At 29.0% G+C, this 978-nt stretch carries 1 protein-coding gene; it reads left to right on the top strand.

Translation table 11 applies throughout. The features are described 5' to 3' along the window. The first annotated feature begins 536 nt into the window (after nucleotides 1-536). Nucleotides 537-827: a hypothetical protein gene (locus tag BAZSYMA_RS10000; RefSeq protein ID WP_195910124.1), complete on the top strand. Its 291-nt coding sequence runs from the start codon at nucleotides 537-539 to the stop codon at nucleotides 825-827. Nucleotides 828-978 lie beyond the last annotated feature (151 nt).

The raw sequence follows: 978 nt of genomic DNA, 5'->3' as shown, positions 1-978 counted from the left end.
GAAAGCGTTTATTATTTTAACAAGATTTTGCGCAGATGGCCCAGAGCGTCCACTACGATAATCGTATGCTGCATCAGCAGTAATTCCCATTTCTTCACTTGTAGAAGACTTTAATCCTTCGTTTCGCAAAATGTTACGAAATTTTTTTTGAAAATTACTTGCAAAAATATCCATATTTACCGTATAATCCCGTTAAATTATATGAATACAGTAAAAAAATATACGAACTGTTAATCCATTTAACGCTAGTTTGATCTCAGTTCTAGAAGCCAAATTCATAAATTGTAGTTAAAAAAGTTTTTAATTATAAATTATAATTTATATCTTTGCTTAATTCATATAAATTTTTATTAATTTGAGGATTTTATGGAACAAGTAAGCGGAAATTTAACCTTAAAAGGACACTGCAATTACATTATAGGTTTTTGTTCACCTACTACAATCATTGCCACTAAGCCAATTCATGATAATTTACCCTTATCAACAATTAGTTACCCTTACCAACAATTAGTTACCCTTATCACTAAAAAATAGAGATGGGAAATTTAAAAACCCTTATTGCAATAGTATCTAAAAAAATAAGTTACCCTTTATCAACAATTAGTTACCCTTTATCAACAATTAGTTACCCCTATCAACAATTAGTTACCCTTTATCAACAATTAGTTACCCTTTCATCAACAATTAGTTACCTTTCATCAACAATTAGTTACCCTTGTTGCCCTACAGACACTATTACAAAGGTAAAAACAATAACAGCCCTTAAACTACTAAAATTCTTTATAAAATTAGTATTAAAGTCAAAAGGAAAACGCTGTGGAAAATAACTCTCTAATTTTAAAAAAAAGAGAGAGAGCAATTGATGCACTTGCTCGTAACAACAATATTATCAAATCATTATTTCACTACGATAAGCCAATTAGTTTTCTAATCATCACTTTAGCAATTCAAAAAATTAAAGTTGGTGCACACAAAGAA

The sequence above is a fragment of the Bathymodiolus azoricus thioautotrophic gill symbiont genome (genome assembly GCF_001298715.1).
Classification (GTDB): domain Bacteria; phylum Pseudomonadota; class Gammaproteobacteria; order PS1; family Pseudothioglobaceae; genus Thiodubiliella.
The sequence above is the reverse complement of the archived record's forward strand: the minus strand, read 5'-3'. Positions and strand labels throughout refer to the sequence as shown.